This window comes from Pseudomonas sp. NMI760_13 (genome assembly GCF_021283245.1).
In the GTDB taxonomy this organism is placed as follows: Bacteria; Pseudomonadota; Gammaproteobacteria; order Pseudomonadales; family Pseudomonadaceae; genus Aquipseudomonas; species Aquipseudomonas peradeniyensis.
Genome location: NZ_JAJSRC010000003.1, coordinates 77,414 through 101,748, shown reverse-complemented (window position 1 = coordinate 101,748; position 24,335 = coordinate 77,414). Strand labels below are relative to the sequence as shown.

The following is a 24,335-nucleotide window of genomic DNA, read 5'->3' as shown; positions in this document are numbered from 1 at the left end:
TGGCAGGATCGCTACGCTTCTGGCACTGGCCGTAAGCACGCATGCTGAATGCGATCAATTACTACGGCCACAACATGAAAAGCATCATCGCCATTCTTCTAGCCGGCATCTCCATCAACTTGGCTGCCTCCCCCGCTCCGGTGCCGGCGGACGATCCGCGCCTTCAGCCTGCAGCAGTGACGTTCCTCAAACCGTCTGAGGATGGCGGATTCCCTGAAATCTACATCGACGGCTATATCCATCAGCCAACGGTGGAAGCATTCAAGCGCGTCGGCAATCTCAATGGGGCAGGCCTGGGAATGGTCTACTTCAACTCGCTCGGCGGGGACCTGGTTGCCGCAATTGAACTCGGCCAACTCATTCGAGAACGAGGCTTTTCAACGAGAGTAGGCCGACGAGGCTCTGCGGGCACTCCACAACCTGGTCGCTGTGAGAGCGGTTGCCCATTTGCATTCGCTGGGGGGCGCTTTCGCTTCCTGGATGAGGATTCGAAGATGGGCGTACACCGTTTCTATCGGGCTGCCGGGCAGCAAGCAAACGACCTGTCATTGGCGCAGGTCGCGTCGACACTGATCGCAACTCACCTCAGCGCAATGGGAGTTAGCCTGAGTCTAATGGACCGTATGGTCTCGGCTGGTAGTGAGAGCATGCGGTATCTGACTCCGCAGGAGGCTTATGACCTGGGCCTGATCAATGCGGGTGAACTGCCGGCGCGGTGGGGTATCGAAGAGGTCCAGGGAGCCATCGTACTGGTGGGGACTCAGGAGAAGGTGCAGGGTACAGGTAAGATCGCCTTGGCCTGCAGTCAAGATGCCAGTGTCGAACTAGCTGCCCTTTTCAAGTCCTGGTACTCCCCTTCGCTGCTCCGGAGAATGGATACCATCACACTCACTGTCGATGGGGCTCCGACCGGCCAAGCCTTGGCCGAATTGAATCCTGAGCTCCGGAACGGATTCCTGACATTCACAACAGAACCTTCCGCAGAGCAATTGATGGCAATTTCGCGAGCCAGGACTGTTGGGTTCCGGTACGGCAAATCCGGGACTGATCTTCGGGCTGGATTCGACGTTGAGGTGGATGGCGCCTCGTCCATGATCGGTAGCTTTATTCAGCTCTGCCAAGGGAAAAGGCTACGACTGGCTGCCCGGCTTTGATTGGATTATTTTTCGCGGATGGTTCTGGCACACACCAACCAAGCTGAAAATTTCCCCATCGCAAACAACACCTCGGGGAAAAGCCATGAGCAAACTGAACACCCTAACCTTCTTCTCCAACAGCACCTGCTACCTCTCCCATATCGTTCGATTGGTGCTGGCAGAAAAGGCAATCGACGCTCGCATCTTAGATGTCGCAGTACCAGCCAATGCACGATTGATGGCTCAGTTCGGTTCCACGATGCAGGCACCCGCGCTGGCTGAGCGCGACCTCGCACTTCATGAGGTGGACATGGTTGTCGAGTATCTGGAGGAGCGCTACCCGCATCCGGCGCTCTTACCCAGCACCACCGTTGCCCGCGCCCATACCCGCATGCTGGCTCGCCGTATCCACCGGGAACTCTATCCGCTCTTGGACAAAACCCAAGATGGTTGTTCCGATTCGCGCAAGGAACTGGCAAGCACTCTGCTGGCGCTGGCACCGCTCTTTGAGCAGAAGAAATACTTCATGAGCGACGAACTTTCGGTCGCTGATTGCACCCTCGCCCCTCTCCTTTGGCGGGTAAAGTCCCTTGGGATAAACCTGACAAAGGTTCGCGGAATCTCCGAATATTGCCAGCGCATATTCAACCGCCCTAGCTTCATCGCCAGCCTTTCCGAGCAAGAGCAAAAGCTGGCTTAAGTCCTATGCGGCCTCTCTGAGGCCGCACTACTGGTGCCGCCATGAAAATCTGCAAGAAGCTACACCTTGCTCTCGACAATGCAGCTCACGCCGTTGCTGTAGCCCCCGAAGTCCATAGCCACTACAAAGACCCGCCACCGACCTCGTGTGACAACATTCGCTACTGGATTTTGGCTTTCATTGACGGTCTGATCGGCGATCTGCCGCTGCACATCCTTCGATGCAAATTCTCGGCACTGAAGCAAAAGGCGGCTGCCCACCTCCGCGCCCTTCTACACCAGTTCAATCAAAAGTGACCAAGCGGGTTCAATGAGTCGGCTTGTGTGAGGTTGAACCAATTCTCGACTCCGCGATGCTTTCCTGGCGGCTCCCGTGCCATTCCGGTCCCTGCTTTGGGGGCCTGAATTTGAACCTGCCGTTCACTTCCCCATTTGGGACTAGAACATCCCCCGCTCTGCTCACGTGCAATCTTCAACCGCCTGCCTCGGTAGACAGGGGTTGGAAAACGGGCCATTACAGTGCTTCTGGCACACTCAACCGGCGGGGAAGATGGTTCCAATTACACACCACGGGGAACCTGAAGATGAACGTACCTGCACCTATCACCGAGAAGGAAGCGGACATGATCGGCCTGTCCAGCATGCAGGCCACCTACGCAGCCTTGGAAGCAATCTGCGGCGACCATTTCCACGACAGCTATGAGAAAGCGCGCATCGTCTTCAACAAAGACGGTCGGTTTACTACGGTCATGCGGGATGGCCAGTGCGTTGCGCACATGGCAGGCCGATTTTCGAAGCAGGAGCTTCGTGACGCACTCAAGGGGAACATCAAGGATCATGGGCGCTATGTTGCCGGCAAGATCAAATCGATCCTGGAACAGAAGCTTGTCCTGCCTGATACCTACCTGTTCCGAATGGACATCGAGGACGACCTCCGCTGGGTAGATTCGATCCGGAGTCGCCAATTCTCCGCCTGGGTGGTTCCAAAGGTTCCGGACAATGACGATCCCAAGCAAGTGCGAGCTGAGTTCCGATTCTGGATCGCCGAAGCTCGCGCAATCATCTTCGCCGACAAGGGCAAGGCCTGGGCCTGGCAACACAAGGCCATCGTTACAGACGGCCTGCAGCATCCGAAGGCAGACACGCACGAGGAGCTGGCCCACCTGGTCGCGGATACTTTCAACAAGGCCGTGGAGCACGCCGGCTGGGACTAACTCTGGCGTGTTGACATGCATTTGGGCAGCAAGCGCGTGCTGTTGCCCCCTGCATTTTCCCCTCCCCTAATGGCCGGGTTCTGCACCAAACCTGGCCAACTCTCCTCAATCACACCCTTGATATTCATCGGGATGAGGGCCGCCTTGAATTTCAGCACCCTCACTTCACTTGAATCCCTTCCCACAATCGGAACACTGGCCACCGCCAGTACGTACTGTTATCCGGAGCTTCAATGCCTTCCACACAACTCGAAGCCTATGTGGCACAGCATGGTTCATCCCTGGACTTCGCCGGCGAACGCATCCAGGTTCGAAATTTCATCCAGCGCACGGCCGAGTCCGTTACCGCCGAGTTCCTGGGTAGCCGAAACCTCTACCTAGGTCGTTGCGACAGGCTGGATGACGATGCCAGTAGCTCGAGTCATTCCGAAGTTTGGGAGCTAATCCGGATTTCCGGTCGAGGTAACGTCGCCGGAAGGCTCAAGGTGGAGAACCAGACGATCACTCAACTTTGAGTCCCCCCGGCTCAGCCGCCTGGGGTTCTGGCACGCCCTGACGCGCTTGAAGATGTCTCCAATCCAATAAGGGAGCATCTCCATGTCCACCAGCAACCAGGCGTTTGAATACTACACGCGGTGCATAGACCTTCATGACGGCGAGTCCGCACGATCAAAAGGACAAGCCATCAGCGACTTGGTCGAGGCTGCGCGCAAGATCACCTTCAAATCGCTGGCGAAGCACGTCACCGGCCTTGAGGAACTTGAGCAACAGCTCGGTTACGGGCGTGGACTGCGTCTGCGGGACGATTACCACGTCACCTACTGGAAGGGCGTTTACCGCGGGGAGCCTGTTTACTTCCTGATCCACTCCGCCATTGAGCACGTATTCATCCGCCCTTCGTCCAGGGTGGCGATCCGAGACGTGATCCGAGCCGAAACCGATCTTCAGAACGCATTGTTGCAGCGCCTCGCTGCTTGACACTCTCCAGAGGAGGCATGATGACCACTACGCCAATCACGCTCGTCTTCAACACTGATGACGGCCTCGATGATGCCGTCATGGCTGAAGCCTATGTGCTGACTCCCGATGGCCCTGCCCAGGTCCTGGTCGATACCCAGAAGCTGCGGGGCGCAGCCGCAATTCAGTTTTTCTACCGCTACCCCAATGCCAAGAAGTATGGGCTCAGCCAATGCGCCTGCCATGCCGGGGCTGCAAGCTTCGCTGCGGCGCATGGCTTCGTCACGACCAATATGTCGCTGAAGACCGAGGACTCACTCGACGATAGCGGCGATCACATCGAGATCACCGTAAACGCCCCCAATGACTCATTCGTGGGAGGCGGCGAAGAAGCACTTCAAGAGTGGGTTGGCTTGCACTATCGGTCTCACTTCCCAAGCCTCGATTCCACCCGCAAGCAGGCTTACCTGCAGCGCTACGTAGAAATTCACCACCAGCACCTCTGATCAAGTAGCAAGGACCACTCGCAATGAATGCAACGCAGTCGAATTTGGCCCTTGAGGTGCTTCAAGGTCTGGTGGATGCGATGAACCAAGACGAGGATGGCGATTTCCTTCTGTTCGGTTCGAACCTTCCACTGATCAATCAGGCTTTCGCGGTTTGCGGATATGCCCCTGCAGCCGTGATGGACAAAACCGCCCGGAACATCGACATCCTCACTCCAGGTTTCCGCAGAGAGGATTGCCCGCCCGGGGAAGCCTATCCTGACTGGTTGAACGCTCAGCTACTCGCAGCCTACTCGGAGATCACTGCATCTCTTGCAAGTGATCAAGGTCCAAGAACAATCCTTGTCTCGCGGCCGCTGCTCGAGGTAGCTCTGGCCAACCTGGCATCCACCAGTCCCAAGGTCGCAGAGGTTCATTCAGCGCTGTACCTCCACCTCCGGGCCACCCGGAAGTACGAGCCAACGTACGTCAAGACCTGCATCCCTCTACTCGACGAGATTTGGGAGCATCTGCCGAAAGACAGCTTTGCAGAACAGCGGGTGGCTGATGCGATTGGGGGCCTGATTGAGAAGGAACCCTGTCTTCAGGACTGACCCTCCATAGACAAGGTTTTCAAGACCCTTGCTCTCCAACCAACAACTGAGACTAGCCCGATGCCTGCACCAACAATTCAAGTCACGCGCCTATCCTGCCTGCACCTGGACAAGGAAACTTTCGACGTGCTTGCCAAGCACGGCGACGACAATGATTGGCTGGTATGTGCGGTGTACCAGGACGGAATGTTCCTCTACATCGAAGACCTGCCTGAGACCGTCCCGCAAGCTCTGCGCGACATCCGCCACTGGCTCAATACGCATAATCGTCTCGGATGGGTGCGCCTGGACGAGCAGTTCGATACCGTGGAAGGACTCGCCGTTTACGACCAGAGCTAAGTTCAGCCTGGATTACAGCTCAGATGTTTGGCGGGCACTCCGCCAGCTCGACCGGCACAATGCGTACCACGGCCACCCTTGGCCGTGGTACCACAGAAGTAGGAGTATGGACGAAGCGATGAAGAACAAGGACAGCAACTCCCGTACCGCCCCCAAAGTCATGGTCCGCCTCAACAGCCAGTGCCATGAAGGCCTCACCGACCTCGCCCAACAGCATGGGAGGAGCATGAATGCAGAATGCGTCATGGGCCTCATCTCTTGGCTTGACCACCAGAAACGCTGCGCAGTGATCCGCAAGATGCTGATTTCTCAACTTGATGAAGCGGACGTCGCGGTGCTTCTGGCAAAACTGCCTGTCGTCACCGAAGAGCCCGGCCTGGCTTCGGACAAGATTTCGACCATGCTGCGCTACACCCCTTACATTCGGGACCGAATGGCAGAGCAAGCCAAATCCCATGAGGTGAGTGTCCACAGCATGCTGCTCACAGCCTTGGCGTGGTGGGTGAATGTCTCGCGCCAGGTGAACGCATTGCTTGAAGCGATTATTGACCAAGGAGGAGCACTCCAAGCTCAACTGCTCGATCAACCAGCTCGATCCGCTGCCTAGGTTCTGCCACGCCTGACCTCATGGGGTAATGGCTCCAGTCACTCACTGGAGCCACCTCATGTCATCCTCCCGCTCTATCTGCCCCCGCACTCAAAGCGCCGCTCTTGCCCTCCGTCGAAACTTCGTTGTTGGCCCTTCCTATGACCAGCCAATTGTCGAGATCAACACGATCCCAGCGCGGGTAATCGATATCGCTGCACGGCAGAAATCCTCCGGTTTCGTTTGGATGGACTACGGCCAAGAGGTGCTTCAGGTCGCAACCTATGACGGCAACGGATTGGTTTGCTTGGGCAATGATATCGCTGGACCGAAAGCATCACCGGAGTCGCTGCTGGTCTACGCAGAAAGCATCTACCCAACAATGCGCGTAACGAGCACTCCTGCAGTGCCTGTAGCCGGCATCGCTTCGTTCTACCGACCTGACCCTGCTTTTCGAGGTCCGATAGTTCCTCTTGAGGTGAGCGATGACCGAATGGAAGCGCTGCTGCTCAGCAACAAGATGATTTTCTCCTATCAAAACTCTGACCACTTGTCGTCCAGCGAACTCGTTGTCCAAACGTTGCACCTCCTCAAAACCAAGCCAGAGGGATGTGGCGGGTGGGAAGCCCGGGTGGCGGCTCGAATCCAGGCGCTAGGCGATGCATTGAGCTTCTACGAAGGGGCGGTCAGGCAGGCGGTGAAAAATGATGACGAGAGTGCTCCTGGCACACCGGCAGCGGCTTGAGAATTTCGATAAATCTTACAGAGGTACTACCCCATGATTCTGCGCGTTCTCGCTGTCATCGCCTTTGTCCTACTCGCTTCCGGCCTTCAATTCTTCGTTGTGGAGTACGGACACTGGGCAGAGTCCAACATTATCGTCGGCATCTCCATTGCTGCCCTGATCTGCGCGTTCTTCGCCGGTGGACTGTCAGCCTTGAATGATCAGGCTGCCCGCAAGCGTAAAGAAGGGTAAGCGGGCATGTTCTTGTGGGGCGTGAGCCCCACACTCCCCTAATCGTTCAAGCAGGCATGACCGGGTGATTTTGGTGCTGTTGCACAAAGTCGTGATAGTCCCCCTCTCCCCCACCTAACAAGAACGTATCGTAGGCCCGGCTCATGGCAATCCGCGAGCGGTACATTCGGATCAGTGCAGCCTCAATTCCTGGGCAGCCGACTTCCTGTGCCAGCCAACCCGCACGAACCACTCCTGACCGATAAGCCGAGGTGAAGGAGCAAGCATTCTGGGCACAGAAGGAGTGTGGGTGGAGCCTCACTCTGTAGTCAGCATCCACTACTGGCAGCCGCCCTCCCGCTAGGTGCAAAAATGCGATGCTCGCAACTACGTCTTCAGCAATCGCCGCTGGATAGAGCCTGATCCAGTTCCTGGGAGCCGCACAAATGACGCTGCCATAAAAATCCAACAGTGAGCCCAGCTCCAGCGTTGGGGACTGAAAGCGCTTCACCTCCTCCCCTCCTCGGACATACACAGTCCTTAGAGCGACAGCAGGGGTTACTTTCAAAGCCGAGATCACGGCCTCGACGAACCCATCCGATACATCATCATCTGCGTCCATCTGAACAACGTGACTTCCTGACGCAGCTACAAGTGCTCTTGTGCGCGCCGCGGCCGGCCCGGTTCTAAATGCTGGCGGACAATGTACAAGACGAGGATCGCTAGGCAGCCTGGTACGTAGGTCGACACCATCATCAGACGCGAGAACGACCTCGATTTCGTTGGCGTGATCCTGGCCCAGGAGTTTGCTGATAAGCCCTGGTAGCCACTCCTCCGCCTCACATGCAGCGATCAGATAAGAAAGGCGTCGAAACACAGTATTCCCCATTCAGTTCCCGGCTTAGGCCGGCAACGGAAGTGTCCACAAACTACCTAGTTGCTACACGCCAAGTAGGTGTGCTGTTTTCCAACCTATTCGCGGTCCCGGTGTACCACTCTTCGCTTCTGCCACTCCCCTAACCCCCTGATCATGGCTAGACCAAATAGGAGCCATGACATGCAGCAAATCAGCCTCACCCTCCCCAGGGATTTGAAATCCTCCGGCGTTGTCCCAGCACTTGAATGTCCAGTCCAGCCTATGGACCACGTGATCTTCACACCTCATGACAAGTCCCTGCTGAAACCGACAATTCGTGGACGAGTAATGAACACTCTGCGCACCGCCGCGGGAAACTGGCGATGCGCAATCGTCCTCCAGGGCGAGCCATTCCCCAACGGCAACAGCGTGAACGTTTACTCCCATGAAGGATGCTTTGATGTAGTCGAGGGGCACTTCAATGGTTAAGAGGACCCCAGCTCCAGGCTCCGCAGCTGAACTGATTGCACAGCAGGGTATCGAGGCGCTCCGCGGCCGGCCCCTGAAAGATGGCAACACAATCGTGTACATCGCCAACACAGAGGTTGATCGGCTCCAGGCGGAGGAGAAGGAAGATCAGGAGAGCGGCGAATTCCTTTTCCCGGCCTGGAGGAAGCGAGTCTACGGTGGGGAATCTCCCGACGCTCAGATGGTGCGCTGGGTGAACCTGAATACCGTTTTGCCGACCCAGGATCTGATCGAAGAGGACCATCATGGTTGATCGAAAAGCGCTGCACCTGATGGCACGGAATCCCAGGCTTCACGCCCAGTATGTTCGGACAGGACGTGTACCTGAGTTCAAGAAGCCGGAAAGCCCTCTCATCACGCTACTGGAGTCGATCAATCCACGTGACAGACTGGCCATCACAGCCGTGGTGATCGGCCCGGCATTGGGCTATAGCGGGCGGCGTTGTTTTCAGAATGCCGCCCAGGCCCTGAACTGGCTCAAACCCCAGTACACGGCAGCAAGCTACCCGAGCGAGTCCTGGCGGATCAAACGATTCGCCCAACGTCTCGGAATCGACGATCTTGCTGAGTGTGCTCAGGTTCCGGAAGGGATCATCAAAGAGTGGAACCGGAGGCATCACCCGGGCCGCTGATCGGCGGCCCTACCTTCTGAGTTCGATTTCCCAGGTGCCCACATCCTTGCTGCCGCCTTCCTGCTCGCACCAGTCTCCGTCCATGAGGTTCCCCTCTGGTGCGCATAGGGTGGCCTCCCCAACAAATCCATCTGCTTCTGGCCAGTACCGCAAAGAGTAGATGCCGTCCTTCAGGTGTCCCCGATATGTGGAGGGTTGCCCCTTGCGGGTGTATTCGATTACCACCTCTTCGTCGCGAAAAATAACGACGCATGGCTCAGATTGCCCGCCGGCGCAGCCGTTGAAATAGGTTGTCATGAGGGAATTCGGGTAGCGCATATTTGCAGCCTCAAAACCATACGAATCCTGATCATAACCGGCTGGTGGCACACTCAGGGCGAGTCACCATTTGCATGAATTCTGCTCATGGAGCTCAACATGCAAGACGCCGCCTTCACCCCGCCAAGCTGGATGACCCCCTACAAGGAGGGAAGCCGAGTCGGGTACTCCCAGGCTGTTATGGCCTATGCCGACTACTACAACCTCGATGGCAGTGCTGATCTGGAACCGGAATGTGAGGAGCGGCTGCCCGTACATCGCCGCGAGATGGTCTCCTACGCAAGCAGAACTGGTACCAAGCAGAATCTTGCCGCCATGCGTGAGGCTGGCTGGCGACTGCTGGTGAGTCCAACTGGAGTATTACGGACGGAAGATTTCCGGTACTGCCTGGACAACGGCGCTTGGACAGCATTTCAGCAAGGACGTCCATTTGATGAGCGCGCATTTGGGCGAGCAATCGACCTGCTCGGCGAGGGAAGCGACTTTTTCATCCTGCCTGACATTGTGGCCGGTGGGATGAGATCACTGGAGTTCAGCCTCAAATGGAAGGAACGACTTTCAGGGATTCCCACCCTGACTTTGCTGGCGGTGCAAGATGGCATGGAGCCCGACGATGTACGAGAGTATCTCAACCCGGCATGCGGAATCTTCCTTGGTGGGTCGACGGAGTGGAAGTTGGCAACGGCCAACGCATGGGGTGTCCTGGCAAGACGAAGGAACTGCTACTACCACATTGGCCGGGTGAACAGCGCGAAACGAATCCACCTCTGCGCAGCCGCGGGCGCGCATTCGTTCGATGGCACCAGTGCTACCCGTTTCTCCAAAACGTTGCCCAGACTTGATGCCGCCCTGGATCATGCAGAACGGCAGGTGGATTTCTTTTCACCTCAGGCGAAGCCAATGGGTGAGACAGATTTCGACTGCGGGTGGCCCTTCAAGCTAACCCGTTAGACGCTCTGGTTGTGCTGAGGACCCTGGCACACAACCGTCACCCTCAGGATTACTCCATCCAACAAGGCCTTCATCTGAGGTAGATAATGCAACCGATTCAACGAGACCAAACCCAAGACCAAAGCTGGACACCGTTTTATTCGAAGTGGCGTCATGGAGGCTGGTACGTATCCAATCTTCGTTACCCAAGCGGGGCTTGCGGCTGCGTCAGCAACAACTATCCGGACGGTAAGTGGCGTATTGTCTGTGACCGCCGCCGCACCGACTTGGGCAAGGAAGGCGACTTCATCTTTGAGACTCGAGATGGAGCAGCACGCGCCGAGTTCGACCTGGTGCAGAACATAATCGCCGAGCAAGCTCTGCAAGCTGCGCTGCAGGATGGATACCTAACCTGGGGTGGATCGCCTGTCACAGGTCCTCACCTTCCACACGGGCTCAGTGAAGCGAGCCAAGTCGAAGTGATCTTCCGCAACGGCCAGCGGCACACCGGCAGTGCACAGGCCTTCGGTTGGAACCACAGTGGTTACAACCCACACGCTCAAATCGTGGCCTACCGTGTGGTGGATACTACGGCCCACTCTCACTTTGCTGGCTGATTCCAGGACTCTCAATCCATGAGCACTCAATCCGTAAACGAACCGTACTCGAGCATTATCCAGCAAGCGTTGACCAAACGAGGCCACGATGCGGACGACTTTTCGCGCCATCCCCAGTACAGCGCGCCAAACTACGTGGTGAGGATGTGCACCAGCCTGACCGAAGCGGTCCACAAAGCGGGTAACCAGGCAGTCACTCTGGAGCAACTCATTCGACTTGAGAGTACCTGCACCGGGACCGATTACCAGCACAAGCTGGCATTGCGCTGCAATCGCCTGGCGCAAGGAATCGGCTGCTGAGGGGTATTGCAAGGGGCTGCTTCTGGCACACCTTGCCTACCATCAACATGGAGCTCCATCTCAAGGAGCTCCAGCATGAACAAACTGCTCAAACCCTTCAGCGTCCTCGTAATGCTCGCTTGCCTGGCCGGCTGTGCGACCAACCCCATGACCGGTGAGCGTGAAATTAACCGGACCGCCGTCGGGGCCGTAGTAGGGACTGTTGCAGGCGGCCTAATTGGCGCGGCGATCGGCGATAGTCGTGCAGCCCTCATTGGTGCGGCAATTGGTGCTGGTATCGGCGGTGGCACCGGGTTCATCCTCGACCGTAAGCATGGCGAGCTAGAGGCAAAGCTGAAAGGGACAGGCCTCACCGTTGAAAAGCAGGTGGATGATGCGAACACCACCCAGGCACTCGTGGTGAGCGCGCCCGCGGACATTACGTTCAGCACTGGATCGGCAGATCTGCAAAGTCAGGCTTTCCCGTCCCTAGCGCGACTGGCCGAATCGCTGCGGAACCAAGGTAACCTTCGCATTGAAATCACCGGCCATACGGACAACACCGGTCCGTTCCAAAATAACCTTCGTCTCAGCTACAACCGAGCGCAGGCGGTTGGACAGTTCCTTTACGCAGGTGGAATTCAGGCTGACCGGATTGCAATTCGCGGGGTGGCCGATTCGATGCCGGTCGCAGGAAATGAAACACCCGCCGGTCGCCAAGCCAATCGCCGGGTGGAGTTGCGAATAAGCGCGATCTAGGGCGGCTGCTGAAGGTCAAGCGAGCATTTCAAGTTCTGGCCAATCAGGCGCAAGGTTGGCCAGCCACTGAGCATCGGTCGAAGGATCGAGTAGCTCCACAATCCAGTGTTCTGGCTCCAGGACGGTCGATTCGGCCACGCGCCAGGTTCGAACCTTGCCGACGTCGACATGGATGAATCCCTTCGTGGGATAGAAGCCCACACCTCCGACGCCAATAGCCTGGGCCAGCTTTCCCAGGTTGTCGACGGACAAGCCTGGTATGCGAATATCCGCGGCCATCGCCTTGATATGAAGTGATTGCTTGGCTGCGCCCTCCAATTTGGAGTTGTGCTGTGGGGTGCGGTACCCACTGTTCACAAGGATCTTGTAGGGCAATCGGTTGATCCTCAACCAGACCTGGATGAGGTAAAGCAGATCAAGTAGCTTCGGGCTCATGCGAACGGTTGATTTGAATTTCACGTCTCGCAGAATGCTGCAGGCTTTCTGGTATCCACCAACGTCCCAGCCCTTCCCTCCGCGAAAGTAGCAGAAAGATGCCTTCTCACCGCTATCAGGCCTTTCAAGATCAAGCCAACGATCTCGGTTTAGCGCTACCACACGCCAATCGTATTTACGTCCTGAGGGGACACTGCCGAGGGCTTGGCTCAATGTGAGTGCGGCTGGCGCGGCGAGAAATGCTGCAAGCAGTTGCCGTCGGGTAATGGTCGATGGTTTCAACGCCTGTATCCGATGAACTCCGAAAGTCGGAGCCCACGATAGCTGGCGCATCGCGTCATTCAACTCAAAACGACCGTGGCTTTTCCCGAGCTGGTGGCACACTTGGTTAATGCCAAGATCGGTGCTCCCAAACAGATGATAGGTACCTCGATGCACCAACTTAATGAAGCGATGCGGAAGCGTGTCGCGGCCGCTATGGAGAAATCAGGCTGGCAGATGGACCCAGAAACCCCAGCCATTTCTGCGGTTCGATGCTGGTTTTACTCTGTGAACATCCACCGCGGTCCCCGGGTGGCCGCAATGGTTTCCCAGGATCTCTACCGCTCCGTAGTGAGTGGTGATGGGATCATCGCGGAACTGCTTCGACGAGATCCGAAACACAAGCCGTTCGAGCAGTATCTCGGCACAGTAGCCGAATTCGACTCGCTTCCGGAGGCATCTCAGCGAGATCTAGGCAAGAAAAATACAGTAATCGCTTGCCTGGCCGGTTTCGCGCGGACTACACAGACCTGGGGCCTTGCTCCTCCGCTCAACGAAGTTCCAGGGCTTCATTTTGTCGCGATCGATTGGAAGGCAAAGAATGGTGCACACGTACTTCGTTCTGGCTTGGCGATTGGCGACGCGCCCCTGACGAAAGAGGACCTGGCCGAGATCGTTTCGATTCAACTCGGCTTGCATCTGGCGCGCTGCCCCCAAGAATCACCGATCGACTTCTGAATGTCAGGCCCTTCGGGGCCTGATTTTTATCAGCTGGTGGCACAGATCCTCGAGCATCACGATGGGCGTACTCAAACTGGAATCCCATCACATGAAACGTCTCCGAGAACTACAGAAAGCACATCCTCTCTGGGAAATCTCCATCACCCGGGGAACACACTTACGTTTCAGCCGGCCAGGCTGCCCTCCGGTGTTCGCCTCGTACACGCCAAGCGATTGGCGAGCGGACAAGGATCTAGCACGCAAGCTGCGCCTGGCAGAGCGCTCCTGCCCAACCAGCACCATTGCCACAGCTGCCTGAGGAGACCACAGTGCCAATATACCTGGAAGGCCCAAGCTGCGATCCGCGTGGCCCTGATGGCGACGGAAGGAATCGCTTACGCATCGATTCGATTGACCCTCAACCCCGCTGGGCACTCCGGCCGCGGACATTTGCAGGGCTTCGGGAATCGATGAATACGGCCATTGCTCAGTGGGGTAGTCATTTCGATGTGTGCTCCGGCGGCGGTGAATGCTCGGCTTGCTTCCGATTCACTCGTCGACACAACATCCAATCACCGCCAGACGCACTGATAGTCCGGCTTCATCCCGATGGATCGCTCCATTACACCAGCGACGTTAAGGCAGGGTGGAATGCCAGTCTGACCCCGATCGCCTGGGATGACCTGGCTTCGCTTGAGGAAGGATGGAGCCTCGGCCGGGTACTGAGAGACGAACACTCGCAGTACATACCTCTAAACCGGGCTCGACCGCGTTAGAGTAAGAAAATAGGCCTCAGTTTGACTTGCGATGGGTAGGGCGTGGTGATACAAAAAACATGCTTCCTGCTTGAGTCCTTGGACTTTAAGCACCAGATGTACGCGCTAGAACTCTAGGGTGTTCATCTGGCCCCGGCTGAGACCTGAGTTTCAGTTTTCAATCGGGGAGTCACCGCTGGCTCCAACCACTGCACATTCGTGCACACCGAGTGACTCGACTACAGTCGACTTACTCAAATCCTCGAAGTGAGACCTGTCGGGCAACTCTCAAGCTGCTCGCCTGATGACGTGCGCCTTTCCGGCCGGCCATGTCGTGAAGTCAATCTGTGGATGAAGACAACCTGGTTGGCCAGGAGCAGCACACCGCGCATAGCGTGGTTCGAGCGCCCTGGCATCCGCCGGCGCGTCCTCTAACCCAACCTGGGGCACATCATGCCCTGGGCTTGAGTGCTCCCTTGGAGTTCTCATGGATAAAGACCTTCGAAATCGCTTCATCGAGCAGGCAAGGGCGGTCCGCCAAACCTTCGGGGATGGCGAAGACCTCCATGCCGATCAAGCTGGTCTATCGCCTTCGGTCCGCCAAATGCTCCGGGAAAGTATGGAGCGGCACGAAGCCCTGACCGCCTTGTACAACGAACTGGATCGGGTTGGCGTAGGGTTGATCCTCAAACATTGGTCCGGGAACCAATGGGCGCTGGTTCTTCCTGATGCCTCAGAACCCGGTAAATTCCGCTACCAGGCTTTCGGTCTGCACGGCTGGATTACCCATCACACCTGCACAACTCTGGACGAAGTCGTATCAGACGCCTTCTGCGCCGGTTTTCGTATGGTGGCATCTCCAGATACCCTCGATCGGGTTGCATCTACGGTCGAGTGGAAGAAAGGGTGCGAGCGCCTGGAGTTCATCACGCGGCACAATTGCGGCGAGATCAGCTACCGGGAAATGCTGGATCAGTTCCAAAACATCGACGCCAAGTACGCATCCGCTGCTTGATTGTCACCAGCTGGCCTTTCGGTTTGCTGGATTTCAAAGTTGGAGCCAACAAAAACCCCGCTACCTTCACAGGTGCGGGGTTTTCTTTTCTTGGCTGATCGACCAGATCAGTTCATGCCGAACTTAGCGACGTCCACGCCCATGCAGTAATTCAACGCTCGAGCCCGTGCGGAATCTTTGTGGGTGCTAGCCAGGTGGTCGACGATGTAATTGCAGTCATCGAATGCCAACGAACGGGCTTGGCTTGCAGTCAAGGGAGTGGGCTGCGCGGATACCTGGCCATTCAAGGACGTGGGAGTTTCCGACGTAGCGTGGGAGCTGCAACCGGCAGCGATGGTAAGGGTTGCCATTACGGCAATTCGACGTATCAAGGGGGCCTCTCTTTGCCAGGATCTGGCGTCACCAGTGATGCGTCCAAGGTACAGAAGCGTTTGAGCGATGCACGTCAAGTTGACCCTGTGAAATTCTGACAGCGGTTCTGGCACAGCCCTTCCCTGCTGATACTGGGCCTATCCCAGACAGAGGACCTCCCCATGCAATACGCTCAATCCAACCTGCTTTCCTTCCTGGCCCATGCTCCGGTTGCGGTTACTACCAACCTGGATCACGGAACCGAGACACCCTCAGGGCACATTTTGATGAATGCAGCTCGCCCACTACTGGGCCAGACCACGTTCCAAGGTGACTTTCTCCGCGGCCGCTTCTACGCCACGCTAGACCCGGAAGACAGCATCTCTGAGGTTTTTGCAAGGGAGAACCTGAAGCTTGATGGCAAGGTCGTCTTCGTAGTCGACCGCGCGACCGCGACTGAACTCATCCTGGATGGATGCCGCTATCGCAGCCAGTACATGGCCATGGAGGAAGAAGAACGCTGGTCGATTCTGCGCGATCGAATTTCCGATCTGCAGGACATGCCCCTGGCTGGTTTCATGGACAAACTGGCCAAAGTCAAGGGCAGTGCCACTGAGAACCAAACCCAAGCAGCATGATGAAACGGGGCTACCTTGAGTGGCCGTTTTTGAAGGGGCGACCATGCACCAATGCTGTATGTTCGTCCCTGTGGAGATCAGAAACACGGAGCCAGTTCTTGAATCGAATTGCACATCCTCTGGAGTTGCACGGCACCTTCTATGGACTCATTACCGATAGCGTAATGGTTCGTATCGTCGCCAAAGAAATATCAGCGGCGCACGCCAGCACTTCTCGAGAGCAGAAGAGCGAAGAAAACACGCCGCCGCCTACTCCTCGCAGAGAGCCCCTACGCACCGATCCTGAGAGCGCCAGCCACTCTCCACTAGACTGAGACAGTCTCACATCACGAAAATGTAGGGACCGCCCAAAGGGCGGCCCCTTTCGCACTCCGATCTACTTAACGGCCGCCTCTTTCGCCGGAATCTTTGCCGGCGGCGGGACGCACTTCGCCCGAGATTGATAGCCCGACATATCCATGATGGCGTTGAGGACCGTTACGCATTCGGCCTGGCTTTGGTACGGGGTAACGGAAACGATGGGGTACTGCACTCCTGCTGGAGTGCCATAACCACCTTGTAGAAAGGTGACAACTACCAAGGTCCACTTCAAAGTCTGATCTCTCCTTCGCGATTACAGTTCGCCTTAAGGAAGTTAACGACCTGAATTCCAGAAAAAAGAACACCTTGTGTCATTCCATAAGGGGGTTCTGGCACAGCCCCGCAGGCGTGAGGATTACTCCACGTTCCCAGAAGGAGAATCCCATGTTCCATACCAACCAGCTCCAAGCCCTATTCGATCAACTGGAAGCTCTCCAACAGTTCGACCTGGAGATTCTGCCCGCCTACCTGAAGGCCGTGCTCGTGAAGGTCAACGAGGAAAGGCAGAAGCTCATCACCCTGGATCAGCGACTGATGATCGGTGTCCGCGATACCCGTCATTCCACCGACTACTACCCGGTGCTCGTTCCGCGCTCTCGTAGCTACGGCGACGAGGACTTCAAGGGCACTTTTGACACCTCCGCCGATACCAGTGAGGACTACACCTACGTAGTCGATTGCGCCGGCACGAAGGTCGATATCATTTCGCGGGAGGGTGAGGCGTGAAAGATCTGCCATATGAAGAGGTCAAGACCTCTCTGACCTCCGGCGAGTCGATTCCTGCAGCAGTAGTGCAGGCGTTCCGGATAGCTCTTGCGGGCCTTCGCCCGCACCTGGCTGCGCAGGTGTATATGAACCTTAGCCAGGCTGGTTGTATGGACATCGAGATCGCAGCGATCGCAGGCCGATCATTGCGGCATGTGAAAACCTTACTTGAGTTTTCCAAAGCACCGACTGGGCTGGTGGAAATGGTGGCCAACCGAAAAGCGTCCATTGCCTCAGCACACAAGGCAATGCGTGTTGCTGAGGCCACAGGCCAGGACGTTATGGCTGTGATTCAGGAAGCGGCTCAGGAGGAAGACAGACAGAGGAAGCCCCGCAAGGATCGCCCTGTCGCCGCGGCAAAAGCAGTAGTCCGTACGCTGCTCAAAGCGAAAGTACCGAGCCAACTCCGCGCCGGCATTGCCGGTGGCGCAGAGGTGGTTCAGATCCGCACGAATGATGCGCAGCGATTGCTGAACGCCCTCGAACAACTATCTCCGACGACAAAACGCCGGGCCTAATACACGGGAGAGGCAGCATGCCTTGGATCAGCGTACTCATCGCGCCAGCGGCCACAAACACCGATCACTACACGACCCGATCTGAAGCACTTCAGGGGCTATTCAAGGATGGAACCCAGGCAGTCGTCAGGTGGTATCCCCCAGATGAAGATGAGTGCTCCGGCCGATGGAAAACCACCTGCTCGTCAGCTTGGGATGTGACCGAGCAGATCACTCACTGGCGAGACCTCTTTCCACCGAGCTTTGAAAGCATGAAGGGGTTCTTTCTCGAAGGTGAGCAGCTCCGCTGCCTTCAATCCATCATGCAGGGCCTATACGGCGATGGTCGAATTGTCACTTCTGATGCGCGTCGTGACCTGGCTAATCGCCTTCACCAACTGATTGGCGTTATCCAGGCGCAAACCATTGAGATAGACGTGTAGCCTCGGCATCTCGCTCCACTTTAAGGAGAATGCTTGCCCGCCATCGTTCCTTTGGTGAGCCTCAGTGTCCGAAATTCCGGACCGACAAATGGCATTGAATCCCCCTCGATGTTTGCGAACATATCGAACTTCGGATGGCCCTACCCAATATGGGTGGGGCCAATGGATAAGGAACATTGCCAGTGCCCCTCTCTGCCTCCCCTGCCCCTATACCTTCTACGTCCGCTGATACCCTCCGCCTGACCGCCCCTCGCCTTATGCGACAACGCCGCTGGCGAGATGACAAACGGTTCCAGATGCGTCGGATCGTGATTCTGAAGAACCAGGACGGCGAGATTGTTGGATATAGGCCAACGATCCAGCAAGGCACGAAGGAGCATCGTCGAGACTATTACCAGACCTTCAAGATCACCCCCGAGGTCTCCCTCAGCGAAGCTCTACGCGCAGCTATGGATTGGCGTGATTTGACAGAGAAGAAGCTAGGCATCGATCCAGGCAGCCATAGCGCCGCGTGTTCTTCCAAACCAATCGCAAGTATTTCCTTGATCGTTTCCCAGTCACCACCCTATCGCGCGCACTGGGCAACCAATCAAACCGCCGACGGCGCCCCTAAAATCAGGGTCAGCATTGGCGTTCGAAACTACCAAGATGCTTACGAGGAAACGGTGCTTCGTCTGGCCCAGCGCGAGGGAATTCCGCCCCCGGAGCAAATACCCCTTGCTCCCCCTCCCCGACGTGACCAGTACCGCAGGATGGTGAAAGCAGGCCTACAGGACATTCCGAAGCCGCTACCCGCACGATCGCGTCAGAAATGTAGGCCCTGAATTTCCGGGATACATTTTCACTGGAATGGCCGGGGGAACCCGTTAGCTTTTTGTAGAAACCCTATTCTCGGAAAGCAAAGATGCCCTCCATGCAATCTCTTATACGAATAGCCTTGGTGATGTCCCTCACACTGATCGCCGGCTGCGACAACTCAATTGTCGGTGCCTACAAGGCAACGATGGAATCCGAAGGAGGCCAGGCCAGGACGGTTGGTATTGCGGTGATCCAAGAAGGGAATATCAGCGCCGATGGTCAGGACGTAAAGGTGTCCAGCTGGAGCAGAGAATCTGGATCAATTACCGCCCTCGATCAAGAAGGCAACCGCATCGTTCGCTTCGAAATCCTGGAGAATGGAGACCTCACCCAAGACACTCCGGCAGGAAAGCTGACCTTCAAACGGTTCGACCTGTAGTGCGCCAGATGAAGATCAGAAACTTGGCCGGGAAGGCTCTTGGCGCAGCCTTTAGTCTCGGTCTGATGTTCAGTCCTGCTACCGCTGGCGCATCGATCAAAGTGCTCCAAAGCACATATCCTGATGGAACCGCCGCGCCCGCAGAACTGTACCTTTCAGGCGAAATAACCACCTCGACCAAACAGGAGATGCTGGCCGCCCTCGACCAGATAGGCAGGAAGGTGCCGATGCTCTACCTGGACTCTGCAGGTGGGGACCTGGTCGCAGGAATGGAGCTGGGTGAAGCGATCCGGCGCAGAGGCATCAACACTTCGATCGGAAAAAGCAGTGGTAACTATGGCAAGCCTCTGCCCGGGATCTGCTACAGCGCTTGCGTCCTTACATTCAGTGGAGGCCACTTCCGGTTTGCAGACCAGAACGCCCGTATTGGCATCCACAGGTTTTATCGCCGGACCACCTCGACGTCAGACCTGGATGTCGGGCAGGTAGTCAGCGCTGCCATCACCAGCTACCTGATCCGTATGGGGGTCAGCCCTTTGCTGTTCGAAAAGATGGCCCAGGTCGGTGGCGGCAAGATGCAGCTTTTACCAATTTCTGAAGCCTCTGGCCTGTCATTGGTGAACAACGGGATTCTATCGCCCCAGTGGGGGATCGAAGGCAAGCAAGGAACTGTGTACCTCAAGGGGGAACAGGAAACCTGGAACGGTACCGGCAAGCTGATCGTCACCTGCGCGAGTCACAACGGCGTCAAGATTTCCGCTCTATACGATGCAGGCACCAACAACCAAGAGATTTTGCGGAATGCGCGGAATTACACCCTGAGGGTGAACAGCCAGTTTCTCCCCATCCCTCATCTGCAATCCGCTCCCAAGATCAGTGGTGATTATCTGACGGCGACCTTCACCCCTGACTCCAGCATGATTTGGGATATGCAGTCCGCTGAACAACTTGGATTTGGCTTTCACCCCACAGGCTCTGACTCCTTCTACGGCTTCCTGATTGACGCCAGGTCCGAACGGGATCTGATCAGAAGTTTTGTGCAGCACTGCCAGAGTCGGGACTGATAATACTGCGGGTTCTGGCACACCGTTCAACAGCAGAGGATCACCTCACCCTTCAAGGCAAACTAGAGGTGATCCCATGCTCATTCCCTACGACCAGCTACAGCCTGAAACGCTTCACAACCTCATGGCCGATTTCGTGAGTAGGGACGGAACTGATGGTGGTGACGACACTCCTGAGGCCGTGAAGATCGAACGAGTGATGAGGGCGCTGAAAATCGGTGAGGCGGTCATTCTCTACGATGTGACCTATCAGCAATGTATTTTGACTCTCCGCTCCGAGGTTCCAGCCGAGATGCTTAAGGCCTGGAGCTGACGATCTACAGCAGTTCAACGGATGGGCTTCTGCCACACTCCTACCTGCCAGATTATGTGCGCATCCACTCTTTCCTGGTCGCTCAACAACTGGAGATCTCCATGTCCTCTCTCGCCCTACCTGCTCCAATCCTTGCTGGGAACCAGCGCTCGTATTCTATAAGCGCACTGTGGGAGGGGACCCCGGCCCGCACTAACGTTGATCAGGAGCGTCAGCTTTTGAACCTGGTGCTTCCGCCGTGGCAGCGTCCGCCCAGCTGGAACCTCGACCAACAGGTCCAATTTATTGAGGGGATTTTCTTGGGCCTTGGTACCGGGTACTACGTTATCAATGGGCGCGACTATGACGACCAGGGCCATGACAAGCCCATGTCTGGGTGGTTGATTGATGGTCAACAGCGAATCACTGCGATCGCCCGCTTCTTTCACGGGGAGATCAGCATCTTCGGGGGGATCTTCTTCCAGGACTTGAGCCTGGCTGACAAGCGCCGCCGCTTCAACAACCTGATCTTCCCCTGCATCGAGATGGACTACACCGATGACGAGAAGGTCCTGAAGGAGCTGTATCGCCGACTGAACTTCAGTGGAACCCCGCACACCGAGGCTGACCTCGAATTGCTCAACGCTTAACGTCCACCGAGCTTCAGATACTTCCCGTTATGGTTTAGAGCCGGGCCCGAAAATGCGGGCCTGGCTTTCGGTTGGGCCTCTCTGCTGATTCTGTAATCCTTGCCAGCCTATGGTTAGGAGCCCTTCTGCATGAGACGCTTGAGCATCCCCACCACCTTCCTGTTAACGCTCATCGCATCTGGCTGTACCTCCCAAGTCACACGGGAGGGAAACCCCTTCGACGAGCCTCTTGCGCGAGAACCAATCCAAGCACCCGCCGCGGAACCTGGTCGCATCCTCAAAGCATCACCGCGGCAAGTCCCTGCCGATTTGCCCGTCGCTCAGATCAGGCAGACGGCTGACATCGAACCCGACGTTCAGGTCTACCCTGCTGGTGCAGTTCCGACCCCGATTTCCTCTACGCCGAACGTTCCAGTTGCAGTAACACCGGCACCCGACTCCGGCCGTGAGGCGCTGGCCGAGGCGGAAAAGGTAGCTACCACCGGTGACACGACGGCAATGATCGAACTGCTGGAGCAAAGCGCCTTCAGGGGGAACATGGATGCCCTGTACCGGCTGGCCAAGGTCTACCAGAACGGAGAAGGAGTGCCAGCTAACCCTGAGCTCGCAGTGGCTTATCTAACCACTGCATCCGGACTTGGCCATGTCGAGTCTACCCGGGTGCTGGCCTGGGACTATCTACTTGGGAAAGGGGTAACCAAGGACATCCCATATGGGACCGCTCTGATGGAGAAAGCTGCAGAGACCAGCGTCAGGGCCAAACGGGAATTCGCCTTGCTGCTCAATAACACTTACCAACCCAACCTCAACGATCCATCCCGAGCAAAAGATCTCTTGAGTCAAGCCGCAGCCGCCGGAGACTCTGAATCGGCTAGAGCTCTCAGCATGTTGAATTCTGGCCTCAGCGTACCGCGCACGCTCGGCGCGTCAGCTTCCCTGGTGGTGCAGCCTCGTACGGAGGGAGACCCCGCGGATGTACGAGCGGAGTCTCTCAAGCAGAAGGCGTACAACGGCGACTTAGAGGCGATGTATCGGTTTGCCCTGGGGCTAAGCCTGGGGAAATACCCTTCAATTGATGGCCAGTTCGAGGCGTATTGCTGGTATGCCGTAGCTGCAAATCATGGACACGCAGAGGCAGCAGCTGAGCTATCCGCGCTGGCCGGAGTGAAGACCCTTTCGGAGCGAAAAAGCCCGGGCAAGCTGGATCAGTGCATCCAGGAAACGAACGAAGCTGTCGACCAGGGCTAATCATCCCGGCTGCTGGCACAGAACAGATGGGCGGATGATGACCCTGTTCCACGAGCAGTCTCGACTGCAACACATCCACTCAAACAAGGATCTGCTGATGAAAAAGTCAGAAATCGGAAAAGGTCGGTTCTACAGCGATGGCAAGGTTGGACTGCGGGAAGTGCTTGATGAGGGGCCTCAATACAAGCTCTACGCCGGCGTCGAAGATGAAGACTGCCTGCGCTTTCGCTGCCTGAACGCCAAGTCCTCCACCGACATCGGACAGGAGAGCAACAGCACCCGTACCTCTTTTGCCGCCTGGGCGAAACTGGAAATCCCTGCAGACCAGGTCCATACGCACCTGATCGGGCTTCGCGCTGACAAAATTGCGGGAAAGCTCACTGAGCCTCAGCTGCGGTTCGTGCGGTCCTTTGATAACGACCTGACTGAAACGGAATCAGTGGAGTGCGATCGAGAAGAGCATCGCGTTGCGCTCTCCTGCATGAAGAAGGGCATCGTCGCTGAGATGCCGGACCGGCTCGACTCTGATGATCGTTGTTTCGACGTCAAGCTCACTGCACTGGGCCTGGCAGTTATCGCGAATGTCCTGAGCTCTTCGAACCAGTAGAGGGGCTCTCCGACTGGGGCACCTTATGCAAAGGCGCCCCCCAGTCACGCCAGAATTCGTGCAGTGATCGGGAGCTTCGAAGCCCGTGCCTGCTCGGCTCCGGATTCTGTAAGTGCGAACCGGGAGACACTTTCGTCACTCCGCCGGCGCTCCAGCAGCCCCATCCCCTCCAATCGCTTGATTAATCGGCCCCCCAGCAACCTTTGATTTCTTGCTGAAGCGACTTTGGTCGAAACCAGCGTGCCTAACATACCGGCGTCCGTGATCTCACCACCTAGGTTCTGGATGACGGCAAGAGCGTTTCGATCCACCTCGGTGAGGGTTGCGGGGGCCTTGAACAGGCCACGTTCGATCTTGATCTGAGTGAGAGGAGTCATTCTGAAGGCACTTTGCTACGGACACCCCCGACTTTATCGAAGAAAGTTACTGATTCAACTCGAAATGCTGGTCTGCTTTCCAAGTGGTTCTGGCACAGCTCTCGGAACGTTCAAATAGCCCCGAAATTTCCTGGCTGACGAGGCTATTTGATGAATCGCAATCACACCCCCCAACTTTCGGACACCGTAGAAGGTGTGCTCTATGGCTGGAAGCACCAGGCTGGCCAGAGTCCCAGTTCCAGTACCTTCGCAAGGATCTGTCCCGGCCCGACGTTCACAATTCTGTCCGACGGAAAGATGCACAAGGTTGTCGACACGATCTCGACAGTTGAAGCCACGCCCCATGATGAGCAAGACCTGCGAGATGCGATATCTGCAGGCCAAGTGGAGATTTACCGCTTGGTGCGCGGGGCAAAGCGAAAGGTGCTAATGCATGCTGCCACTGGAAACCCGCTGAAATCCGGAGGCGAGGCGTGAGCAAGGCCGTTCAAGGGTGGTACCGAAGCCGGCCAGGCATCTATCAGCACGAGACAGGAGCGCGGATCTGGAGCCATACCGCGCCTTCCAAAGCCGGTAATCAGGCCCTGCAGTGGGAAGTACGTCTTTCCGATGGCTCGCGGCAATCGGGCTTCAAATCGATGAGTGACGCCATGCGTCTTGCTCAGGAATTCGATCCGGAAATACGGCGTTTCTGATGCGGTGAAAAGTAGCAAACT

Annotated in this window: 38 protein-coding genes; 34 read left to right on the top strand and 4 right to left on the bottom strand. The window is 56.6% G+C overall.

Annotated elements, in window-relative coordinates; genetic code table 11:
• The first annotated feature begins 41 nt into the window (after positions 1–41).
• From LU671_RS04025 to LU671_RS03970, 12 genes are all read left to right on the top strand, one after another.
• Positions 42–1,154 carry a hypothetical protein gene (locus tag LU671_RS04025; protein ID WP_038405156.1) on the top strand — a complete coding sequence of 371 codons (1,113 nt, stop codon included), beginning with the start codon at positions 42–44 and terminating at the stop codon, positions 1,152–1,154.
• 85 nt (positions 1,155–1,239) lie between these two features.
• Entirely contained in the window at positions 1,240–1,836 is a 597-nt protein-coding gene (locus LU671_RS04020) for a glutathione binding-like protein (protein ID WP_010792737.1), read from the top strand.
• Positions 1,837–1,877: 41 nt separating this feature from the next.
• Complete coding sequence (locus tag LU671_RS04015; protein ID WP_019438022.1) at positions 1,878–2,132, top strand: hypothetical protein; 255 nt, start codon at positions 1,878–1,880, stop codon at positions 2,130–2,132.
• A gap of 326 nt (positions 2,133–2,458) precedes the next feature.
• Entirely contained in the window at positions 2,459–3,049 is a 591-nt protein-coding gene (locus LU671_RS04010; protein ID WP_010792736.1) for a hypothetical protein, read from the top strand.
• A gap of 233 nt (positions 3,050–3,282) precedes the next feature.
• The gene (locus LU671_RS04005; RefSeq protein ID WP_010792735.1) at positions 3,283–3,564 is read left to right on the top strand and encodes a hypothetical protein; all 282 of its coding nucleotides are present in this window, start codon (positions 3,283–3,285) and stop codon (positions 3,562–3,564) included.
• Positions 3,565–3,646: 82 nt separating this feature from the next.
• On the top strand, positions 3,647–4,027 hold the full coding sequence (locus LU671_RS04000; RefSeq protein ID WP_010792734.1) for a hypothetical protein: 381 nt from the start codon (positions 3,647–3,649) through the stop codon (positions 4,025–4,027).
• Between the two features lie 17 nt (positions 4,028–4,044).
• Positions 4,045–4,512 carry a hypothetical protein gene (locus LU671_RS03995; protein WP_180215259.1) on the top strand — a complete coding sequence of 156 codons (468 nt, stop codon included), beginning with the start codon at positions 4,045–4,047 and terminating at the stop codon, positions 4,510–4,512.
• 23 nt (positions 4,513–4,535) lie between these two features.
• Entirely contained in the window at positions 4,536–5,105 is a 570-nt protein-coding gene (locus LU671_RS03990) for a hypothetical protein (protein WP_019438020.1), read from the top strand.
• Between the two features lie 60 nt (positions 5,106–5,165).
• Positions 5,166–5,444, top strand: coding sequence for a DUF5983 family protein (locus LU671_RS03985; RefSeq protein ID WP_010792731.1), 279 nt, complete (start codon positions 5,166–5,168; stop codon positions 5,442–5,444).
• Positions 5,445–5,550: 106 nt separating this feature from the next.
• A complete protein-coding gene (locus LU671_RS03980; protein WP_019438019.1) occupies positions 5,551–6,051 on the top strand; it encodes an Arc family DNA-binding protein in 501 nt (166 codons plus the stop codon).
• Positions 6,052–6,109: 58 nt separating this feature from the next.
• Positions 6,110–6,775: a hypothetical protein gene (locus LU671_RS03975; protein WP_010792729.1), complete on the top strand. Its 666-nt coding sequence runs from the start codon at positions 6,110–6,112 to the stop codon at positions 6,773–6,775.
• 33 nt (positions 6,776–6,808) lie between these two features.
• Positions 6,809–7,006: a hypothetical protein gene (locus tag LU671_RS03970; protein ID WP_010792728.1), complete on the top strand. Its 198-nt coding sequence runs from the start codon at positions 6,809–6,811 to the stop codon at positions 7,004–7,006.
• A 46-nt stretch (positions 7,007–7,052) separates the two neighbouring features.
• On the opposite strand, the gene LU671_RS03965 is transcribed toward LU671_RS03970, so the two are convergent.
• Positions 7,053–7,874, bottom strand: coding sequence for a glycosyltransferase family 2 protein (locus LU671_RS03965; RefSeq protein ID WP_010792727.1), 822 nt, complete (start codon positions 7,872–7,874; stop codon positions 7,053–7,055).
• Positions 7,875–8,042: 168 nt separating this feature from the next.
• On the opposite strand from LU671_RS03965, the gene LU671_RS03960 reads away from it, so the two are divergent.
• Genes LU671_RS03960 through LU671_RS03950 form a run of 3 tightly spaced genes read left to right on the top strand, consistent with a single transcriptional unit; the run spans position 8,043 to position 9,001 of the window.
• Positions 8,043–8,330: a hypothetical protein gene (locus tag LU671_RS03960; RefSeq protein WP_054888504.1), complete on the top strand. Its 288-nt coding sequence runs from the start codon at positions 8,043–8,045 to the stop codon at positions 8,328–8,330.
• Positions 8,323–8,622, top strand: coding sequence for a hypothetical protein (locus LU671_RS03955; RefSeq protein ID WP_010792725.1), 300 nt, complete (start codon positions 8,323–8,325; stop codon positions 8,620–8,622). Before LU671_RS03960 ends, LU671_RS03955 begins: the two co-directional genes overlap by 8 nt.
• The gene (locus LU671_RS03950) at positions 8,615–9,001 is read left to right on the top strand and encodes a hypothetical protein (protein WP_010792724.1); all 387 of its coding nucleotides are present in this window, start codon (positions 8,615–8,617) and stop codon (positions 8,999–9,001) included. The genes LU671_RS03955 and LU671_RS03950 overlap by 8 nt, the downstream gene beginning before the upstream one ends.
• A 9-nt stretch (positions 9,002–9,010) precedes the next feature.
• Here the strand turns inward: LU671_RS03950 and LU671_RS03945 are convergent, their stop codons facing one another.
• A complete protein-coding gene (locus LU671_RS03945) occupies positions 9,011–9,298 on the bottom strand; it encodes a hypothetical protein (protein ID WP_170831735.1) in 288 nt (95 codons plus the stop codon).
• A 120-nt stretch (positions 9,299–9,418) separates the two neighbouring features.
• Here LU671_RS03945 and LU671_RS03940 point away from each other — a divergent pair, with 120 nt between their 5' ends.
• From LU671_RS03940 to LU671_RS03925, 4 genes are all read left to right on the top strand, one after another.
• Positions 9,419–10,270, top strand: a complete 852-nt coding sequence (locus LU671_RS03940) for a hypothetical protein (RefSeq protein ID WP_010792722.1) — start codon at positions 9,419–9,421, stop codon at positions 10,268–10,270.
• 86 nt (positions 10,271–10,356) lie between these two features.
• Positions 10,357–10,866, top strand: coding sequence for a hypothetical protein (locus LU671_RS03935; protein ID WP_010792721.1), 510 nt, complete (start codon positions 10,357–10,359; stop codon positions 10,864–10,866).
• Between the two features lie 18 nt (positions 10,867–10,884).
• A complete protein-coding gene (locus tag LU671_RS03930; RefSeq protein WP_010792720.1) occupies positions 10,885–11,166 on the top strand; it encodes a hypothetical protein in 282 nt (93 codons plus the stop codon).
• Between the two features lie 75 nt (positions 11,167–11,241).
• Positions 11,242–11,904: an OmpA family protein gene (locus tag LU671_RS03925; RefSeq protein WP_010792719.1), complete on the top strand. Its 663-nt coding sequence runs from the start codon at positions 11,242–11,244 to the stop codon at positions 11,902–11,904.
• Positions 11,905–11,919: 15 nt separating this feature from the next.
• Here LU671_RS03925 and LU671_RS03920 read toward each other — a convergent pair whose 3' ends face one another.
• Positions 11,920–12,621 carry a YcbK family protein gene (locus tag LU671_RS03920; protein WP_021018453.1) on the bottom strand — a complete coding sequence of 234 codons (702 nt, stop codon included), beginning with the start codon at positions 12,619–12,621 and terminating at the stop codon, positions 11,920–11,922.
• Positions 12,622–12,723: 102 nt separating this feature from the next.
• Here LU671_RS03920 and LU671_RS03915 point away from each other — a divergent pair, with 102 nt between their 5' ends.
• The 13 genes from LU671_RS03915 (at position 12,724) to LU671_RS03855 (ending at position 23,242) form a co-directional block, all read left to right on the top strand.
• Positions 12,724–13,338 (top strand): hypothetical protein, encoded by a 615-nt coding sequence (locus tag LU671_RS03915; RefSeq protein ID WP_021018452.1) that lies wholly within the window; start codon positions 12,724–12,726, stop codon positions 13,336–13,338.
• Positions 13,339–14,562: 1,224 nt separating this feature from the next.
• Entirely contained in the window at positions 14,563–15,090 is a 528-nt protein-coding gene (locus LU671_RS03910; RefSeq protein WP_010792717.1) for a hypothetical protein, read from the top strand.
• Between the two features lie 533 nt (positions 15,091–15,623).
• Entirely contained in the window at positions 15,624–16,079 is a 456-nt protein-coding gene (locus tag LU671_RS03905; protein WP_010792716.1) for a hypothetical protein, read from the top strand.
• A gap of 744 nt (positions 16,080–16,823) precedes the next feature.
• Positions 16,824–17,165 carry a hypothetical protein gene (locus LU671_RS03900; protein ID WP_044060644.1) on the top strand — a complete coding sequence of 114 codons (342 nt, stop codon included), beginning with the start codon at positions 16,824–16,826 and terminating at the stop codon, positions 17,163–17,165.
• Entirely contained in the window at positions 17,162–17,722 is a 561-nt protein-coding gene (locus LU671_RS03895; RefSeq protein WP_019438011.1) for a hypothetical protein, read from the top strand. The genes LU671_RS03900 and LU671_RS03895 overlap by 4 nt, the downstream gene beginning before the upstream one ends.
• Before the next feature lie 17 nt (positions 17,723–17,739).
• Positions 17,740–18,144 (top strand): hypothetical protein, encoded by a 405-nt coding sequence (locus LU671_RS03890; protein WP_019484866.1) that lies wholly within the window; start codon positions 17,740–17,742, stop codon positions 18,142–18,144.
• A 308-nt stretch (positions 18,145–18,452) separates the two neighbouring features.
• On the top strand, positions 18,453–18,968 hold the full coding sequence (locus LU671_RS03885; protein WP_171886844.1) for a hypothetical protein: 516 nt from the start codon (positions 18,453–18,455) through the stop codon (positions 18,966–18,968).
• Positions 18,969–19,087: 119 nt separating this feature from the next.
• A complete protein-coding gene (locus LU671_RS03880; protein WP_177331035.1) occupies positions 19,088–19,381 on the top strand; it encodes a hypothetical protein in 294 nt (97 codons plus the stop codon).
• An 8-nt stretch (positions 19,382–19,389) separates the two neighbouring features.
• Positions 19,390–20,445 (top strand): hypothetical protein, encoded by a 1,056-nt coding sequence (locus LU671_RS03875; protein ID WP_021018446.1) that lies wholly within the window; start codon positions 19,390–19,392, stop codon positions 20,443–20,445.
• 76 nt (positions 20,446–20,521) lie between these two features.
• Positions 20,522–20,758 carry a YheU family protein gene (locus LU671_RS03870; RefSeq protein ID WP_019438007.1) on the top strand — a complete coding sequence of 79 codons (237 nt, stop codon included), beginning with the start codon at positions 20,522–20,524 and terminating at the stop codon, positions 20,756–20,758.
• A 227-nt stretch (positions 20,759–20,985) separates the two neighbouring features.
• Positions 20,986–21,387 (top strand): DUF262 domain-containing protein, encoded by a 402-nt coding sequence (locus tag LU671_RS03865; protein ID WP_228778172.1) that lies wholly within the window; start codon positions 20,986–20,988, stop codon positions 21,385–21,387.
• A 129-nt stretch (positions 21,388–21,516) separates the two neighbouring features.
• Entirely contained in the window at positions 21,517–22,635 is a 1,119-nt protein-coding gene (locus LU671_RS03860) for a tetratricopeptide repeat protein (protein ID WP_087785525.1), read from the top strand.
• Between the two features lie 34 nt (positions 22,636–22,669).
• Positions 22,670–23,242 carry a hypothetical protein gene (locus LU671_RS03855; protein WP_019438005.1) on the top strand — a complete coding sequence of 191 codons (573 nt, stop codon included), beginning with the start codon at positions 22,670–22,672 and terminating at the stop codon, positions 23,240–23,242.
• Between the two features lie 44 nt (positions 23,243–23,286).
• Here the strand turns inward: LU671_RS03855 and LU671_RS03850 are convergent, their stop codons facing one another.
• On the bottom strand, positions 23,287–23,619 hold the full coding sequence (locus tag LU671_RS03850) for a MarR family transcriptional regulator (protein ID WP_019438004.1): 333 nt from the start codon (positions 23,617–23,619) through the stop codon (positions 23,287–23,289).
• A gap of 150 nt (positions 23,620–23,769) precedes the next feature.
• On the opposite strand from LU671_RS03850, the gene LU671_RS03845 reads away from it, so the two are divergent.
• On the top strand, positions 23,770–24,096 hold the full coding sequence (locus LU671_RS03845; protein WP_010792706.1) for a hypothetical protein: 327 nt from the start codon (positions 23,770–23,772) through the stop codon (positions 24,094–24,096).
• Positions 24,093–24,314, top strand: a complete 222-nt coding sequence (locus LU671_RS03840) for a hypothetical protein (RefSeq protein ID WP_021018443.1) — start codon at positions 24,093–24,095, stop codon at positions 24,312–24,314. Before LU671_RS03845 ends, LU671_RS03840 begins: the two co-directional genes overlap by 4 nt.
• Positions 24,315–24,335: the final 21 nt, after the last annotated feature.

Coding starts and splice junctions, on each gene's coding strand:
- LU671_RS04020 (WP_010792737.1), top strand. CDS start 1,240: ATGAGCAAACTGAACACCCTAACCTTCTTCTCCAACAGCACCTGCTAC.
- LU671_RS04000 (WP_010792734.1), top strand. CDS start 3,647: ATGTCCACCAGCAACCAGGCGTTTGAATACTACACGCGGTGCATAGAC.
- LU671_RS03870 (WP_019438007.1), top strand. CDS start 20,522: ATGCTCATTCCCTACGACCAGCTACAGCCTGAAACGCTTCACAACCTC.
- LU671_RS03990 (WP_019438020.1), top strand. CDS start 4,536: ATGAATGCAACGCAGTCGAATTTGGCCCTTGAGGTGCTTCAAGGTCTG.
- LU671_RS03995 (WP_180215259.1), top strand. CDS start 4,045: ATGATGACCACTACGCCAATCACGCTCGTCTTCAACACTGATGACGGC.
- LU671_RS03855 (WP_019438005.1), top strand. CDS start 22,670: ATGATGACCCTGTTCCACGAGCAGTCTCGACTGCAACACATCCACTCA.
- LU671_RS03955 (WP_010792725.1), top strand. CDS start 8,323: ATGGTTAAGAGGACCCCAGCTCCAGGCTCCGCAGCTGAACTGATTGCA.
- LU671_RS03925 (WP_010792719.1), top strand. CDS start 11,242: ATGAACAAACTGCTCAAACCCTTCAGCGTCCTCGTAATGCTCGCTTGC.
- LU671_RS03945 (WP_170831735.1), bottom strand. CDS start 9,298: ATGACAACCTATTTCAACGGCTGCGCCGGCGGGCAATCTGAGCCATGC.
- LU671_RS04025 (WP_038405156.1), top strand. CDS start 42: ATGCTGAATGCGATCAATTACTACGGCCACAACATGAAAAGCATCATC.
- LU671_RS03930 (WP_010792720.1), top strand. CDS start 10,885: ATGAGCACTCAATCCGTAAACGAACCGTACTCGAGCATTATCCAGCAA.
- LU671_RS03940 (WP_010792722.1), top strand. CDS start 9,419: ATGCAAGACGCCGCCTTCACCCCGCCAAGCTGGATGACCCCCTACAAG.
- LU671_RS03980 (WP_019438019.1), top strand. CDS start 5,551: ATGGACGAAGCGATGAAGAACAAGGACAGCAACTCCCGTACCGCCCCC.
- LU671_RS03970 (WP_010792728.1), top strand. CDS start 6,809: ATGATTCTGCGCGTTCTCGCTGTCATCGCCTTTGTCCTACTCGCTTCC.
- LU671_RS03860 (WP_087785525.1), top strand. CDS start 21,517: ATGAGACGCTTGAGCATCCCCACCACCTTCCTGTTAACGCTCATCGCA.
- LU671_RS03960 (WP_054888504.1), top strand. CDS start 8,043: ATGCAGCAAATCAGCCTCACCCTCCCCAGGGATTTGAAATCCTCCGGC.
- LU671_RS03890 (WP_019484866.1), top strand. CDS start 17,740: ATGCCTTGGATCAGCGTACTCATCGCGCCAGCGGCCACAAACACCGAT.
- LU671_RS03905 (WP_010792716.1), top strand. CDS start 15,624: ATGCAATACGCTCAATCCAACCTGCTTTCCTTCCTGGCCCATGCTCCG.
- LU671_RS04015 (WP_019438022.1), top strand. CDS start 1,878: ATGAAAATCTGCAAGAAGCTACACCTTGCTCTCGACAATGCAGCTCAC.
- LU671_RS03975 (WP_010792729.1), top strand. CDS start 6,110: ATGTCATCCTCCCGCTCTATCTGCCCCCGCACTCAAAGCGCCGCTCTT.
- LU671_RS03850 (WP_019438004.1), bottom strand. CDS start 23,619: ATGACTCCTCTCACTCAGATCAAGATCGAACGTGGCCTGTTCAAGGCC.
- LU671_RS03985 (WP_010792731.1), top strand. CDS start 5,166: ATGCCTGCACCAACAATTCAAGTCACGCGCCTATCCTGCCTGCACCTG.
- LU671_RS03875 (WP_021018446.1), top strand. CDS start 19,390: ATGAAGATCAGAAACTTGGCCGGGAAGGCTCTTGGCGCAGCCTTTAGT.
- LU671_RS03935 (WP_010792721.1), top strand. CDS start 10,357: ATGCAACCGATTCAACGAGACCAAACCCAAGACCAAAGCTGGACACCG.
- LU671_RS03965 (WP_010792727.1), bottom strand. CDS start 7,874: ATGGGGAATACTGTGTTTCGACGCCTTTCTTATCTGATCGCTGCATGT.
- LU671_RS04005 (WP_010792735.1), top strand. CDS start 3,283: ATGCCTTCCACACAACTCGAAGCCTATGTGGCACAGCATGGTTCATCC.
- LU671_RS03910 (WP_010792717.1), top strand. CDS start 14,563: ATGGATAAAGACCTTCGAAATCGCTTCATCGAGCAGGCAAGGGCGGTC.
- LU671_RS04010 (WP_010792736.1), top strand. CDS start 2,459: ATGATCGGCCTGTCCAGCATGCAGGCCACCTACGCAGCCTTGGAAGCA.
- LU671_RS03880 (WP_177331035.1), top strand. CDS start 19,088: ATGTCCCTCACACTGATCGCCGGCTGCGACAACTCAATTGTCGGTGCC.
- LU671_RS03900 (WP_044060644.1), top strand. CDS start 16,824: ATGTTCCATACCAACCAGCTCCAAGCCCTATTCGATCAACTGGAAGCT.
- LU671_RS03950 (WP_010792724.1), top strand. CDS start 8,615: ATGGTTGATCGAAAAGCGCTGCACCTGATGGCACGGAATCCCAGGCTT.
- LU671_RS03845 (WP_010792706.1), top strand. CDS start 23,770: ATGAATCGCAATCACACCCCCCAACTTTCGGACACCGTAGAAGGTGTG.